The 15,154-nt window shown below is 58.6% G+C and carries 16 protein-coding genes; 14 read left to right on the plus strand and 2 right to left on the minus strand.

Going from position 1 to position 15,154, the window contains the following annotated elements:
- On the minus strand, positions 1-1,353 hold the full coding sequence (gene glmU, locus ACR3FC_RS14720) for a bifunctional UDP-N-acetylglucosamine diphosphorylase/glucosamine-1-phosphate N-acetyltransferase GlmU (RefSeq protein WP_480476057.1): 1,353 nt from the start codon (positions 1,351-1,353) through the stop codon (positions 1-3).
- Between the two features lie 134 nt (positions 1,354-1,487).
- Between glmU and ACR3FC_RS14725 the strand changes: the two genes are divergently transcribed.
- From ACR3FC_RS14725 to ACR3FC_RS14735, 3 genes are all read left to right on the plus strand, one after another.
- A complete protein-coding gene (locus ACR3FC_RS14725; protein ID WP_480476059.1) occupies positions 1,488-2,159 on the plus strand; it encodes an HAD-IA family hydrolase in 672 nt (223 codons plus the stop codon).
- Positions 2,160-2,198: 39 nt separating this feature from the next.
- A complete protein-coding gene (locus ACR3FC_RS14730) occupies positions 2,199-3,389 on the plus strand; it encodes a DegT/DnrJ/EryC1/StrS family aminotransferase (protein ID WP_480476061.1) in 1,191 nt (396 codons plus the stop codon).
- Between the two features lie 164 nt (positions 3,390-3,553).
- Positions 3,554-4,717 carry an isovaleryl-CoA dehydrogenase gene (locus ACR3FC_RS14735; RefSeq protein WP_267362877.1) on the plus strand — a complete coding sequence of 388 codons (1,164 nt, stop codon included), beginning with the start codon at positions 3,554-3,556 and terminating at the stop codon, positions 4,715-4,717.
- A gap of 50 nt (positions 4,718-4,767) precedes the next feature.
- Here ACR3FC_RS14735 and ACR3FC_RS14740 read toward each other — a convergent pair whose 3' ends face one another.
- The gene (locus tag ACR3FC_RS14740) at positions 4,768-5,373 is read right to left on the minus strand and encodes an OmpW/AlkL family protein (protein ID WP_480476932.1); all 606 of its coding nucleotides are present in this window, start codon (positions 5,371-5,373) and stop codon (positions 4,768-4,770) included.
- A gap of 136 nt (positions 5,374-5,509) precedes the next feature.
- Between ACR3FC_RS14740 and ACR3FC_RS14745 the strand changes: the two genes are divergently transcribed.
- The 11 genes from ACR3FC_RS14745 (at position 5,510) to ACR3FC_RS14795 (ending at position 15,074) form a co-directional block, all read left to right on the plus strand.
- Entirely contained in the window at positions 5,510-7,036 is a 1,527-nt protein-coding gene (locus tag ACR3FC_RS14745) for an AMP-binding protein (RefSeq protein ID WP_480476063.1), read from the plus strand.
- The gene (locus ACR3FC_RS14750) at positions 7,033-7,515 is read left to right on the plus strand and encodes a hypothetical protein (protein WP_480476065.1); all 483 of its coding nucleotides are present in this window, start codon (positions 7,033-7,035) and stop codon (positions 7,513-7,515) included. Before ACR3FC_RS14745 ends, ACR3FC_RS14750 begins: the two co-directional genes overlap by 4 nt.
- Before the next feature lies 1 nt (position 7,516).
- On the plus strand, positions 7,517-9,124 hold the full coding sequence (locus tag ACR3FC_RS14755) for a carboxyl transferase domain-containing protein (protein ID WP_480476067.1): 1,608 nt from the start codon (positions 7,517-7,519) through the stop codon (positions 9,122-9,124).
- A gap of 1 nt (position 9,125) precedes the next feature.
- Positions 9,126-9,551, plus strand: a complete 426-nt coding sequence (locus tag ACR3FC_RS14760) for an ASCH domain-containing protein (protein ID WP_480476069.1) — start codon at positions 9,126-9,128, stop codon at positions 9,549-9,551.
- 3 nt (positions 9,552-9,554) lie between these two features.
- Positions 9,555-11,486, plus strand: a complete 1,932-nt coding sequence (locus ACR3FC_RS14765; protein ID WP_480476071.1) for an acetyl/propionyl/methylcrotonyl-CoA carboxylase subunit alpha — start codon at positions 9,555-9,557, stop codon at positions 11,484-11,486.
- A gap of 78 nt (positions 11,487-11,564) precedes the next feature.
- Entirely contained in the window at positions 11,565-12,416 is an 852-nt protein-coding gene (locus ACR3FC_RS14770) for a hydroxymethylglutaryl-CoA lyase (protein WP_480476073.1), read from the plus strand.
- A 1-nt stretch (position 12,417) separates the two neighbouring features.
- Positions 12,418-13,200, plus strand: coding sequence for a crotonase/enoyl-CoA hydratase family protein (locus tag ACR3FC_RS14775; RefSeq protein WP_480476075.1), 783 nt, complete (start codon positions 12,418-12,420; stop codon positions 13,198-13,200).
- 193 nt (positions 13,201-13,393) lie between these two features.
- A complete protein-coding gene (locus ACR3FC_RS14780; protein ID WP_209504455.1) occupies positions 13,394-13,759 on the plus strand; it encodes an NADH-quinone oxidoreductase subunit A in 366 nt (121 codons plus the stop codon).
- Positions 13,750-14,283 carry a NuoB/complex I 20 kDa subunit family protein gene (locus tag ACR3FC_RS14785; protein ID WP_209504454.1) on the plus strand — a complete coding sequence of 178 codons (534 nt, stop codon included), beginning with the start codon at positions 13,750-13,752 and terminating at the stop codon, positions 14,281-14,283. Before ACR3FC_RS14780 ends, ACR3FC_RS14785 begins: the two co-directional genes overlap by 10 nt.
- A 12-nt stretch (positions 14,284-14,295) precedes the next feature.
- On the plus strand, positions 14,296-14,901 hold the full coding sequence (locus ACR3FC_RS14790; RefSeq protein WP_480476077.1) for an NADH-quinone oxidoreductase subunit C: 606 nt from the start codon (positions 14,296-14,298) through the stop codon (positions 14,899-14,901).
- Positions 14,901-15,074, plus strand: a complete 174-nt coding sequence (locus ACR3FC_RS14795) for a hypothetical protein (RefSeq protein WP_010442775.1) — start codon at positions 14,901-14,903, stop codon at positions 15,072-15,074. Before ACR3FC_RS14790 ends, ACR3FC_RS14795 begins: the two co-directional genes overlap by 1 nt.
- Positions 15,075-15,154 lie beyond the last annotated feature (80 nt).

The raw sequence follows: 15,154 nt of genomic DNA on the forward strand, positions 1-15,154 counted from the left end.
TCAGGCCTCGTTATCGCGGCGAGCCTTCTTCGCCTTCAACATATCAAACAGTTTTCGCGCGTAGCCGGGTTTGTTTTCCTGCTTGGCGCGCGCCACGGCCAACGCCTCGGGCGGTACGTCTTTGGTCACCACGGTGCCTGTCGCTGTCATTGCGCCATCGCCCACCGTGACCGGGGCCACGAGCATGGTGCTGGAGCCGATAAAGACATTCGCACCAATGGTGGTCTTGTGCTTCATCACGCCATCATAGTTGCAGGTGATTGTTCCCGCGCCGATATTCGTCGCAGCACCCACTGATGCGTCCCCGATATAGCTGAGGTGGTTGACCTTCGCGCCTTCGGCGATTTCGGCATTCTTGATTTCAACGAAATTGCCGATCCGCGTGTTTTCGGCCAATTCTGCGCCCGGACGCAGCCGCGCGTAGGGGCCGACGACGGCACCGCGACTGACATGGCACCCTTCCAAGTGGGAGAAAGCCCGGATGGTCGCGCCGCTTTCGACGGTCACTCCGGGGCCAAAGACCACGTTGGGTTCGATTACTGTGTCACGCCCAATCACTGTGTCTGCAGCCAAGTATACCGTTTCCGGTGCCATCAATGTGACACCCATATCCAGCAGTTCTGCCCGAGCGCGTGCCTGAAACACCTCGTCGGCGGCGGCCACATCAGCGCGAGAGTTCACACCCAGCGTCTGGGCCTCGTCACAGGCGACGGCGGTTACGTTCAGACCGCGGTTGCGGGCGATCTCGACTACGTCTGTCAGATAGTATTCGCCTGAGGCATTGTTGTTTTCAACGGCGTCAATCAGCGAAAAAAGCAACCGGGCATCACAAGCTAAAAGACCTGAGTTGCAAAATGTTATGGCGCGCTCATCATCTGATGCGTCTTTGAATTCGACAATGCGTTCCAACGTGTCGCCATTCATGACCAACCGGCCATAGCGGGCCGGATCAGCCGCTTCGAACCCAAGGATGACCAGGTCATTTCGGGACCGTGCCTCGACCATCCGCTCCAGCGTATCGGGTTGTAAAAACGGGGTGTCGCCGTAAAGAACTACGATATCACCGTCGAACCCGTCCAGTGCTGTCCGGGCCTGACCAACCGCATGGGCTGTACCCAATTGTTCCTCCTGAACGGCTATCCGGGCATCTTCGTCTTCGTCCTGAGCAACCTTTGCTACAGCTTCGGACCCGTGGCCGGTGACGATCACCGTGCGTTCGGGCGACAAAACAGACCCTGCACGCATCGCGTGAACAAGCATCGGAGCCTGAGCGATGGGATGTAGGACTTTGGGAAGGTCCGAATTCATCCTGGTGCCTTTTCCGGCGGCAAGGATGACAAGGGCAATGGTCATGAAATCGTTTTCTCTTTGTGTTTTGTTGCCGACCGTTTTATCCGCTGGGGGCAAAGGCGCAAGCTGTTCGGCCATCAAACAAGATTGCCGATTGAAACAGGACACGGCGAAAACCTGCCGAAACAGGAGGCAACATGCGGACCGTCATCTTCGATCTGGACGGCACTTTGGCGGATACATCAGGCGATTTGCTGGCGGCAGCGAACCATTGTTTCCGCGAAATGGGGCATGGTGATGTGCTGGTCCATGGGCAGGATGCAGGCATCGCGCTGCGTGGCGGGCGCATGATGTTAACCCAAGGGCTGAAACGCGTTGGAGCTTACGACGAGGACACCGTTCAGGCCTATTATCCGGTTCTGCTTGAGGCTTACGCGCAAGATATCAACACCCACACAAGTTTCTATCCGGGAGCGTTGCAGGCCGTCGAGATGCTGAGTAACGCGGGCTACGGTGTCGGCATTTGCACCAACAAGCCGGAACATCTGGCCGAATTGTTACTGACGCGCATGGGAGTGCGGGATCGTTTTGCCTCGTTGGTAGGTGCGGATACGCTGCCGGTGCGCAAGCCGGACCCGGCCCCTCTGCGCGAGGCTGCGCGACGGGCCGGGGGAGATCCAGCCTGGTGCGTGCTGATCGGAGATTCGGATACCGACCGCAATACCGCCCGAGCGGCAGGGGTCCCATCGGTTTTGGTGACTTTCGGGCCGTCAGGGGAGGACATGGCAGCGCTGGAGCCCGAAGCCCTGCTGCATCACTTTGACGACTTGCCCGATCTTGTGCCTGATCTGATCGGTGCGGCAGCCTGAAACCTTGACCGGACCCTGTCGGAGATCCAGAAAAAGACCATGACGGAAACATTCATTGGTAATTTCACGCAGCAGGAACCCCTTCCAGACGACGCAATCGAGGCAGCGCTGGCTGTCCTGCGTCACGGGCGGCTGCATCGCTATAACGTGGTCCCCGGTGAGTTGGGGGAAACGGCCCTGTTGGAACAGGAGTTTGCTGCACAGATGGGGGCCAAGTATTGCTTGGCGGTTTCCTCTGGCGGTTATGCGCTTGCCACCGCGTTGCGGGCCGTCGGTGTGCAGCCGGGCGACCCGGTTCTGACCAATGCGTTCACTCTGGCTCCGGTGCCGGGATCAATTGCATCGGTCGGAGCGCGGGCGATCTTTGTCGGCGTCACCGAAAACCTGACCATCGATCTGGAGGATCTTGAGGGCAAACTGGATCAGGCCCGTGTCCTGATGCTCAGCCATATGCGCGGGCATCTGTGTGACATGGATCGTCTGATGCAGATGTGTGACGCGGCAGGCGTTATCGTGATCGAGGACTGCGCACACACGATGGGCGCGGCCTGGCGTGGTCAGTTGTCGGGGCGGCAGGGGGCGATCGGGTGTTATTCCTGCCAGACCTATAAGCACGTGAACTCGGGCGAGGGCGGTTTGCTGGTTACTGATGACGCGGAACTGGCGGCCAAGGCCACAATGCTGTCGGGGTCATACATGCTGTATGAACGCCATCTGGCAGCGCCGGGACCTGAAGTGTTCGAGCGGATAAAGTACACCACACCCAATGTGTCCGGTCGCATGGACAATTTGCGTGCCGCCATCCTACGCCCTCAGTTGCGGGATCTGGACCGGCAGGTGACACGGTGGAACGAGCGCTATCGCGAGATCGAGACCGGGCTGCGCGGCACTCCGGGCCTGACGATTGTCGAGCGACCCGAAGAGGAAACCTATGTCGGGTCTTCGATCCAGTTCCTGCTGTTGGATTGGTCGCCTGAGCGGATAGCCGACGTTATCAGCCGTTGCGCCGCGCGTGGGGTCGAGATCAAATGGTTTGGCGGGGCTGAGCCAACAGGGTTCACGTCGCGCTATGACAGCTGGAGATATTTTGAAAGCGAACGAATGCCGGAAAGTGATCGTGTTCTGGCAGGCATCATGGATATGCGTGTGCCGCTGACCTTTTCACTGGAGGATTGCCAAGTGATCGCGCGCATCATCCGAGCCGAAGTGGGCGCAGTTTATCAATCCTAGCAAAACAGAGTGCGCTTTCAGCGCGCACTCGACCCTTGAGAGCGCCGCCCGGTTTGGGCGGCGTTTCGCGTTTTGGTCCGGGCTTTCACAAAGATTGACCGAAGACAGATTCGCTGTTAGAGATTTATTGAACACTTGTTCATTAATGCGGAGGGAGGACACAGATGTTCATGGCCACGATGAAGTTTGATCTGGGTGAGGATGTGAACGCCCTGCGCGAGATGGTGCATCGGTGGGCGCAGGAGCGTGTCAAGCCGATGGCGGCTGAGATTGATGCCAAGAACAGCTTTCCGAATGAACTGTGGAAAGAAATGGGAGAGCTTGGTCTTTTGGGTGTCACCGTGCCAGAAGAATACGGCGGTGCGGGCATGTCCTATTTGGCGCATACAATTGCTGTCGAAGAAGTTGCGCGCGCTTCTGCCTCGGTTTCGCTGTCTTATGGGGCGCATTCCAACCTGTGTGTGAACCAGATCAAGCTGAACGGTACGGAAGAGCAGAAACAGAAATACCTGCCGCGCCTAGTATCGGGAGAACATGTGGGTGCGCTGGCGATGTCGGAACCTTCCGCAGGTTCGGACGTGGTGTCGATGAAGCTGCGGGCGGAAAAACGCAACGACCATTACCGACTGAACGGCAACAAGTACTGGATCACAAACGGGCCAGACGCGGATACACTGGTGGTTTATGCCAAGACAGACCCCGATGCCGGATCGAAGGGTATTACTGCATTTCTGATTGAAAAAGAGATGAAGGGTTTTTCGACTTCACCCCATTTCGACAAGTTGGGGATGCGCGGGTCGAACACGGCTGAACTGATCTTTGAAGATGTCGAAGTGCCGTTCGAGAACGTATTGGGAGAAGAGGGCAAGGGCGTAGCCGTGCTCATGTCAGGTCTGGACTATGAGCGCGTGGTTCTGGCCGGGATCGGAACCGGCATCATGGCCGCCTGTCTGGATGAGGTGATGCCGTATCTGGCCGAGCGCAAGCAATTCGGCAAACCGATTGGCAGCTTCCAACTGATGCAGGGCAAGATTGCCGACATGTATACCGCGATGAACTCGGCACGGGCCTATGTCTATGAGGTGGCCAAGGCCTGTGATCGAGGAGACGTCACTCGGCAGGACGCAGCGGCGTGCTGTCTTTACGCATCCGAACAGGCGATGGTTCAGGCGCATCAGGCGGTTCAGGCGCTGGGCGGGGCAGGGTTTCTGTCGGATGCACCGGTCAGTCGGATTTTCCGGGACGCCAAGCTGATGGAGATCGGCGCAGGCACCAGCGAGATTCGACGGATGCTGATCGGCCGGGAAATGATGAACGAAATGCGCTGAGTGAAGACGCCCCGCAGACGAGGTTACAGCGGGGCGTTTCGATCAAAGGATCAGAAGCGATGAACGTAGGAAATACCGACCAGCCAAGGGTCGATGTTTGCAGTGCCAATATCGGCTCCGTTCAGCGTGACGTCCGAGTCGATGTCGAACCAGCGTACATTCAGACGGACTGCACCTTTGTCGGTGATCATATAGTCGAGACCGGCTTGCAGCGATACGCCGAAGGAATCATCGACCTTGAGGTTGCCAAGGGCAGATTGCTCGTCAAAGAAGATGGTATAGTTCAGACCGGCACCGACATAGGGCTTCCAGGCGCTATTGGTCGGGAAGTGATAGTTCAGCGACAAGGTGGGCGGCAGATGCTTGACGCTGCCAGCGTCCACGCTTCCACCCAAGGTGACGTTATGTTTGAACGGGGTCGCGGCCAGAAGCTCGATCCCCAGATTGTCTTGGATGAAATACTCGGCGGTGAAGATCGGGCGCGTATCCGAGTCGATATCGGCGCCAAGGCCGGCCAGTGTTCCGTTGTTGGATTTCGGGTCCAGGTACCCCACACCGATACCGAGAGTCCAATCCCCCTGAGATTGGGCAAACGCAGGGGCGGCCAGAGCCACCAACGCGGTGGAAAGAGTCAAAGCGGCGAGTTTCTTGGTCATTGTCTTGCCTTTGGTTTCGTTGATGACCTTGGTGTTGCAGCGACTGAAATTGCCCACTCTGATCTGCATCAAGTAAACGTGAAAGAACTGGCTGCAGATGAATCGATAAGTGCAGGAAATATAGGGAATAATCACCGTGCTAAGCGCTGAGCGCATACCGGGTTTGCGCCCGGATGGAGGCTGGGATCTGCCGGACAGTCTGAACATGGCGCAGCAGTGCCTGCGGCATGCGGGGGATCGGGTTGCGCTGATCGATTTAACCGGACCGGACCCGCAGCGCATCAGCTATGCGCAGCTGTCGCAAATGACGGACGGATTAGCCCGAGCATTATTGCGCCATGTGCAGCCCGGTGATCGCGTTGGAGTATTGCTAAGCCAATCTCCCTGGTGCGCGGCGGCCCATCTGGCGATCTGGAAGATCAGGGCTGTGTCGGTCCCTTTGTTCAAACTGTTCAAGCAGGACGCGTTGCGGTCGCGGGTCAGTGACGCAGGTGTCCGGATTGTGCTGACCGACGCCGAAGGGGCTAATCTGTTGGGTGATCTGGCTGCGCCTTTGATCGCGTCGGAAATTGGCGAGGAAGGCCTTGCTGTACCATTCGCCGCGACCAGCCCAGATGATCCGGCTGTGTTGATCTATACCTCGGGCACCACCGGCAGCCCGAAGGGCGCGCTGCATGGACACCGGGTTCTGACCGGGCATTTGCCTGGAGTTTCGATCAGCCATAATCACTTGCGCGAAGGTGACTGTCTTTGGACTCCGGCGGATTGGGCGTGGATCGGCGGGCTGTTCGATGTGCTGATGCCGGGTCTTGCGCTGGGCATTCCGGTCGTTGCCGCGCGGCTTGAGAAATTCACCCCCGAGGCCTGCGCTGACATCATCGCGCGTGGCGGGGTGCGGAACGTCTTTTTCCCACCAACGGCGCTGCGAATGCTCAAGGCAGCGGAACAGGTGATCCCCGGTCTGCGCTCGGTCGCATCCGGGGGAGAACCGCTGGGGGCCGAAATGCTGGCATGGGGTCAGAAGGCGTTCGGCCTGACGATCAACGAATTTTATGGCCAGACCGAATGCAACATGGTCGTATCCTCCTGCGCCGAAGATTTCCCTGTGCGCCCCGGCTGTATCGGCCAACCGGTGCCGGGGCATGAGGTTGCGGTGATTGATGAGGACGGCAACCCGACCGGGGACGAGGGCGACGTGGCCATCCGGCGCGGCTCGGCCTCGATGCTTCTGGAGTACTGGAATCGCCCCGAAGCAACCGCCGAGAAGTTCCGGGGCGACTGGCTGATCACCGGTGATCGCGGCGTGTGGGAGGGCGACTATCTGCGTTTCGTAGGACGCGATGACGACGTGATTACCTCGGCGGGTTACCGCATTGGCCCGGCCGAGATCGAGGACTGCCTGCTGACCCACCCGGCAGTGGCGACGGTGGGTGTGGTCGGAAAACCTGACCCGCTACGGACTGAGATTGTCAAGGCCTATGTGGTGCTGAAGCCGGGAGCCGAGGCTGCGGAGCAGGAGTTGCAGGATTGGGTCAAAGACCGTTTGGCGCATTACTCTTATCCACGCGAAGTGGCGTTTCTAGACGAGTTGCCGATGACGGTGACCGGGAAGGTTATTCGGAAGGAATTGAAGGCGCGGGCGGCGGGGGAGGTGAAACCTTGACCTTTCGCAATTCAGCCTCTTTCGGGAAACGTATAGAGTATTGGGTAGTAGGGCTACTTCTGAAGGACGGCTTCGACGTCTTTGTCCCTTTGGTCGACGACGATGGTATCGACGCGATTATTCGAGGTAAAACAGGTCAGAAACTGGACTTGCAAATTAAGGCGCGCTCGAACCGGGTTGCATTCGGCTCGTCTGCTTTGTTTGGTGTTGGCCAATCACACCCCAACGAGCGTGACGGCTTCTTCTTTGTGTTCTACTCGGAGCGCCTTGACGAGATGTGGATCATGTCGTCGCCAGACTTCATAGAAAATTGCGTGACTACTTCTTCTGGAAAAAATGCTGGAAATAGAAGTATTTGGATGAATGGTCGGTCCAAAGTCAGAAATGAAGAATACCCAAACCCCAAGTTTGATCATTGGCGAGCTTCAGCGCAAGGTCATTACGATTTTTCTCAGCTAAGGAAGGCTCTGGGAGAATAATATGAAACTCACATCCAAAGCCATGCCCGGCTCCGAGGGCTTCAAGACAAACCGCGCCGCTCATCTTGATGCGCTGGCGCAAATCTCTGCTGCCGCCGAAGCGGCCCGCATGGGCGGGGGCGAGAAATCCCGCGCGCGGCATGAATCTCGGGGCAAGATGTTGCCGCGCAGGCGGGTGGCGAACCTGCTTGATCCGGGGTCTCCGTTCCTTGAAATCGGGGCGACGGCGGCGCATGGGATGTATGGCGATGCCGCGCCCTGTGCCGGGGTCATCGCGGGCATTGGCCGGGTGCAGGGGCGCGAAGTTATGGTGGTGTGCAATGACGCCACCGTGAAGGGCGGCACCTATTATCCGATGACCGTCAAGAAGCACCTGCGCGCGCAGGAGATTGCCGAGGAAAACCATCTGCCCTGCATCTATCTGGTCGACAGTGGCGGCGCGAACCTGCCCAATCAGGATGAAGTGTTCCCAGACCGCGACCACTTTGGGCGTATCTTCTACAATCAGGCGCGGATGAGCGCGAAGGGTATCCCTCAGATTGCCGTGGTTATGGGGTCGTGCACGGCGGGTGGGGCCTATGTTCCAGCAATGTCCGATGTGACGATCATCGTGAAGGAACAGGGTACGATCTTTCTGGCAGGGCCACCTTTGGTCAAGGCTGCAACGGGTGAGGTTGTCAGCTCCGAGGATCTGGGCGGTGGCGATGTGCACACGCGCCTGTCGGGTGTGGCAGATTATCTGGCCGAAGATGATGCGCATGCGTTGGCATTGGCCCGCCGCGCGGTTGGGTCATTGGGCGGTGCCGGGCTGAAGCCCGGCCTACAGTTCGAAGCACCTGAGGAGCCTGCTTATGATCCGGATGAAATTCTGGGTGTCGTTCCCGCCGACTTGCGCACGCCCTATGACATCCGTGAAGTGATCGCACGGCTGGTCGATGGCTCTCGGTTTGATGAGTTCAAACCCCGCTTTGGGGAGACACTGGTGACCGGCTTTGCCCATGTCAAAGGGTGCCCAGTCGGGATCATTGCCAACAATGGCGTGCTGTTCTCGGAGGCCGCGCAAAAGGGCGCGCATTTTGTTGAGCTGTGTTCGCAGCGCAAAACGCCCCTGGTCTTCCTGCAGAACATCACCGGCTTTATGGTAGGCCGCAAATACGAGAACGAGGGGATCGCCCGCCACGGCGCCAAGATGGTGACGGCGGTTGCAACGACGAGCGTTCCCAAGATCACGATGCTGGTCGGCGGCTCGTTCGGGGCCGGGAACTACGGCATGGCGGGGCGGGCCTATCAGCCGCGGTTCCTGTGGACGTGGCCGAACTCTCGGATTTCGGTGATGGGGGGCGAGCAGGCAGCTGGTGTTCTGGCGACAGTCAGGCGCGATGGGATCGAACGACAGGGCGGTACCTGGTCGGCCGAGGAAGAGGCCGAATTCAAACGTCCGACGCTGGACATGTTCGAAGAGCAATCGCACCCGCTATATGCCTCGGCCCGTCTCTGGGACGATGGCATCATCGACCCGCGCAAAAGCCGTGATGTGCTCGCCTTGTCGCTGAGTGCGGCGCTGAATGCCCCGATTGAGGAGACACGTTTCGGCGTGTTCAGGATGTAAGATGAACGTTTCATTGAATGACGTCATGGCCCGCTATCCTGGTGCCCAGACTTTCAAGTTTGGTGACAATGCCCGGCTGAGTGCTGAACTGCTGGCTCTGGTACGATCAGGGCGGAAAACGGCAACCTGCGGTGCGTTGCGCGACTATCCCGAAGGTAGCCCTGACACTCCTGTTGTCGGGCGGAGAGACATTGCGCTGGAATGGGATGATCGTCCGGCCTTGGTGATCGAAACGGTCGACGTCTCGACCTGCCGATACTGCGACGTAACCGAGGATTTCGCGTTGGCAGAGGGCGAAAATGAAACGCTCGAGGGATGGAGAGAGGGGCATCGCCAGTATTTCGAACGCAATGGCGGGTTTGATCCCGAGATGGAGCTGCTGTGCGAACGATTTCGCCTTGTCGAAGATCTGGCGGTTGAGGGGTAAGCTATGTTCAACAAAATCCTGATTGCCAACCGGGGCGAGATCGCTTGCCGGGTTATGGAAACCGCTCAGAGGATGGGCGTGTCCTGTGTGGCTGTTTATTCCGATGCGGACGCTGCGGCCAAGCATGTGCAGATGGCGGATGAGGTCATTCATATCGGCGGCCCCGCCCCGGCGGAAAGCTATCTGAAGGGCGATGTGATTATTCAGGCTGCGCTGGATACGGGCGCGCAGGCGATCCATCCCGGTTATGGCTTCCTGTCAGAGAACCCCGATTTCGTCGACGCGGTCGAGGCTGCGGGTTTGACCTTTATCGGCCCATCAGCGGATGCGATCCGCAAAATGGGCCTCAAGGATGCGGCCAAGGTGTTGATGGAACAGGCTGGCGTGCCCGTGGTGCCCGGCTATCACGGCGACAATCAGGATCCCGAACATTTGGCGGGTGCGGCGGATGCGATTGGGTATCCGGTGCTGATTAAGGCCGTTGCAGGCGGCGGCGGTAAAGGTATGCGTCTGGTCGAACGCCCCGAGGATTTCCGTCCCGCATTGGACAGCGCACGGGGCGAAGCCAAAACCGCTTTTGGCAATGACGCAGTGCTGGTCGAGAAATTCGTGGCCAAACCTCGCCATATCGAAGTGCAGGTATTTGGTGACGGTACCCATGCGGTGCATCTGTTTGAACGCGATTGCTCGTTGCAACGCCGCCATCAGAAAGTGATCGAAGAGGCACCAGCCCCGGGCATGACTTCTGAGATGCGGGAGGCGATGGGGCAGGCCGGTGTGCGTGCCGCCGAGGCGATCGGGTACAAGGGTGCAGGCACGGTGGAGTTCATCGTCGATACCTCGGACGGGCTGCGCCCCGACAGATTCTGGTTCATGGAGATGAACACCCGCCTGCAGGTGGAACACCCGGTTACAGAGGCCATCACCGGCATCGATCTGGTGGAATGGCAGTTGCGCGTAGCAGCAGGAGAGAGACTTCCCAGGCAACAGGATGATCTGTCGATCTCGGGTCACGCCTTCGAAGCCCGGCTTTATGCCGAGGATGTACCAAAGGGGTTCTTGCCGGCGACAGGTACATTGACCCATCTGGTTTTCCCGGCCAACTGCCGAGCGGATAGTGGTGTTCGCACAGGTGACACGATCAGCCCCTGGTATGACCCGATGATTGCCAAAGTGGTGGTGCATGGTCCGACCCGCGCGGTTGCGCTTGAGACGTTGCACCGAGTGCTGCGGCAGACCGAAGTGGCGGGCACCGTTACGAATCTCGCCTTTCTGGGCGCGCTGACCCGCCATGACGGATTTGCCTCGGGCGATGTGGATACGGGCCTGATCGGGCGCGATCTTGACGGGTTGGTGCGGGAATCGCCGACTCCGGCCACAACCGCAGTTGCGGCTGCTATGACCGCACTGGATTTGGTTAATGTCACGCCTGACACCGGGTTTTCGCTCTGGGCTCCGTTGCATCGGGCGGTGCAGCTGTCCGATCAGGGAGAGGTTCTTGATCTGGACGTGCAAGTCGACGGGTCGGATCGCCAGCTTTGGCAGCTGGGCGAACACCGTGTCGTGGCCGAGCGGATCTCGGGGCAGTGGACGCTGAACGGCGCACCGATGCCGCGGGTCGCTGTCAGCGGAACAACTTTGACCGTATTTACCGACTACGGTCACAGTTTCGACGTTATCGACCCGCTGGACCGGGATGCCAGCGCGACGGGTGACACCAACGTGATCGAGGCGCCGATGCCGGGTCTGGTCAAGGCAGTTTTTGCCACCGCGGGGCAGACCGTTCAGGAAGGCGACCGTTTGGCCATTCTGGAAGCGATGAAAATGGAGCATTCGTTGCTGGCCGCGCGCGATGGTGTGGTGGCCGAGGTGCTGGTCGAAGATGGCGCGCAGGTCGAGGCTGGGGCAGCTTTGGTGCGTTTGGAAGAAGAGTGATCTGTACCCGCGCGGCTTGACGTGGCACGGTCGCGCGATCCGTATTTGGAATGAGAACAAGCCATAAGGGGTTCTGACATGGGTGATCTGGTCGAAATCTACGAGGTTGGACCGCGCGACGGGCTACAAAACGAAACACGTGAGATACCGGTTGCCGACAAGGTGGCGCTGATCAATTGCCTCAGCCGCGCCGGGTTTCGACGGATCGAAGTTGCAAGCTTTGTCTCTCCCAAATGGGTGCCTCAAATGGCGGGGTCGGCGCAGGTTCTGGCCGGTATTACCCGCGCGGACGGCGTGCGCTACGCGGCGTTGACGCCGAATATGCGCGGATACGAGGATGCGCTGGCTGCCGAAGCGGATGAGATTGCCATTTTCGCGTCGGCTTCCGAGGGGTTTTCCAAGGCAAACATCAATGCCTCGATCGCCGAGTCAATCGAACGGTTCACGCCGATTCTCGAAGCGGCGCGTCATATCGACCTTCCGGTTCGCGGCTACGTCTCTTGCGTGACGGATTGCCCCTATGATGGCCCGACCCCGCCCGAGAAAGTCGCCGAAATTGCCGACCGGTTGTTTGCGTTGGGCTGTTACGAGGTGTCATTGGGGGACACGATCGGGCAAGGCACGCCAGACAAGATTGCGCATATGCTTCTGGCGGTTCGGGAAAGGGTTCCTGTGACGCGGCTTGCCGGGCATTTTCATGACACCAATGGGCGTGCAATCGACAATATCGATGCGGCACTTTCGCTGGGTGTGCGTGTGTTCGACGCGGCCGTGGGTGGGCTTGGCGGTTGCCCATATGCTCCGGGGGCTGCGGGTAATGTCGCGACTGAAACCGTTGCAGCGCATTTGCACCGGTTGGGCTATCAAACCGGTCTGGATATCGATGTGGTCGAAGAGGCCGCGCAGATGGCCAAGGCGTTGAGAGGCTAACATGTTCGAAACAATCTCGATTTCAGCAGACGAACGCGGTGTTGCCACGTTAACTCTGGACCGGGCGGAAAAGCACAACGCGCTCTCGGGTCAGATGATTGCCGAGCTGACACAGGCCGCGTCGCAACTGGGTCAGGATGGCACTGTCAGAGCGGTCGTTCTGGCTGCTGCGGGAAAGACGTTTTGCGCTGGTGGTGATCTGGGATGGATGCAGGACCAGATGGCGGCCGACAAGGCGACGCGGTTTGTCGAGGCGCGCAAGCTGGCCGAGATGTTGCAGGCGTTGAACACGATGCCCAAACCCCTGATCGGGGCGCTACAAGGCAACGCCTTTGGCGGAGGTGTTGGAATGGCGGCCGTGTGCGATGTCGCCATCGGTGTAGATAGTCTGAAGATGGGACTGACCGAGACCCGGCTTGGGCTGATCCCAGCGACAATCGGCCCTTATGTTATCGCTCGTATGGGTGAGGCGCGGGCACGGCGTGTATTCATGTCGGCCCGGTTGTTCGATGCGCCCGAAGCGGTTGATTTGGGATTGCTGGCAAAGGCTGTGCCTCCCGAGCAGCTTGCGGCTGCGATAGAAGATGAACTCCGGCCCTATCTTTCGTGCGCGCCGGGGGCAGTTGCATCTGCCAAGGCATTGGTTCGAACTCTGGGACCTCGTATTGATGATGCCACAATCGACCAGACCATCAACGAACTGGTCGAGCGCTGGGAAACGGAAGAGGCACGTGAAGGGATCGCGGCGTTCTTCGAAAAACGTAAACCTGCATGGAATAAGTAAGTTTACCGAGTTTCCGTAAGCCAATGCAAATCGCTCGTGATGCGATTCTATGCCGCGCTGTCAAGCGTATGTTTGATGGCAGAGGGGGCTGTGTTCGGTTGACCCTCTGACCCGGCGGGGATAGAGAATGTCCAGTCAACACGCCAATTGACGGCGCACCCGACAAGATGCGTGCGCAAGAAAGGAGCTATTCGTGGAAGACCTGCTGCGGGAGTATCTCCCGATTCTGGTGTTTCTGGCCGTTGCCGTAGGCCTTGGAATCGTCCTGATTCTTGCCGCCGTTGTACTGGCTGTCCGCAATCCCGACCCCGAAAAGGTCAGCGCATATGAATGTGGCTTCAATGCATTCGACGATGCGCGAATGAAATTTGACGTCCGATTCTATCTGGTCTCGATTCTCTTCATCATCTTTGATCTTGAGATCGCATTCCTGTTTCCCTGGGCTGTCGGGTTCCGCGATATCAGCGATGTCGGCTTCTGGTCGATGATGGTGTTTCTGGCCGTGCTGACCATCGGCTTTGCCTATGAGTGGAAGAAAGGGGCCCTGGAATGGGAGTGATGACCGGTGCAAATACCGCTGGCGTCGACAAAGAAGTCGCCACTCAGGCCCTGAATGCCGAGTTGCAGGACAAAGGTTTTCTGCTGACCTCGAGCGAGGATATTATCAACTGGGCCCGTACGGGTTCGCTGCATTGGATGACCTTTGGTCTGGCCTGCTGCGCGGTTGAAATGATGCACACTTCGATGCCGCGCTATGATGCGGAACGTTTCGGCATCGCGCCACGCGCCTCTCCGCGCCAATCTGACGTGATGATCGTGGCTGGCACGCTGACCAACAAGATGGCTCCTGCCTTGCGCAAGGTTTACGACCAGATGCCCGAGCCGCGCTATGTGATCTCGATGGGATCCTGCGCGAATGGGGGGGGCTACTACCACTATTCCTATTCCGTCGTGCGTGGCTGTGACCGGGTTGTTCCGGTGGATATTTACGTGCCTGGCTGCCCTCCAACCGCCGAGGCGCTGCTTTACGGTCTGCTACAGCTGCAACGCAAAATCCGCCGCACCGGCACAATTGTACGCTGAGGGGAAGGGTAGATGAGCGAAGCACTCAAAGAACTCGGCACCCAGCTTGAACTGAAACGAGCCGATTGCGTTCTGTCCTGGGATGTGACCCATGGCGAGCTGAACGTCGATGTGGCGCCGTCGAACCTGGTGGAATTCGTAGAATTCCTGCGGTCGGACCAAAACTGCAAGTTCTCAACATTGGTGGATATCACCGGCGTCGATTACCCCGAACGTGCCAAGCGGTTCGATGTGGTGTACCACTTCCTGTCGATGTACCAGAACCAGCGTGTCCGTCTGCGGGTTTCGATCCGCGAAGATGACATGGTGCCTTCGATCGTCGATATCCACCCCTCGGCCAACTGGTTCGAGCGTGAGGTGTTCGACATGTTCGGCATCCTGTTCTCGGGACATCCAGATTTGCGGCGGATTCTGACGGACTATGGCTTCCGCGGCCATCCGCTGCGCAAGGATTTCCCGACCACCGGCTATACCGAGGTGCGTTATGACGAGGCGCAGAAACGCGTGGTCTATGAGCCGGTCAGTCTGGTGCAGGAGTATCGTCAGTTTGATTTCATGTCCCCATGGGAAGGTGCGAACTACATTCTGCCGGGGGATGAGAAGCAGGAGACCGAATAATGGGTGGCATCTGGTGGCTGATCCTGTCTGCGCTGACCATCATTCCGATGGTGAAGATTTTGCCGTTTTTCGGGATCAACAAATACTGGTGCCTGCTGTGTCTGGTTCCTTTCGGCACGATCGCATTGCTGTGGTGGGTTGGGCTGAAACTGCAAGAGTTGGAGCGACGCTGAGATGATGGGTGAGTTGATCATTCTGGGCGCGTTAGGGGTTCTACTGGCCGGAGCTGCGGTCAAGGCGACCGAGGCGGAAA

The sequence above is a fragment of the Ruegeria sp. AF3 genome, from assembly GCF_056536285.1.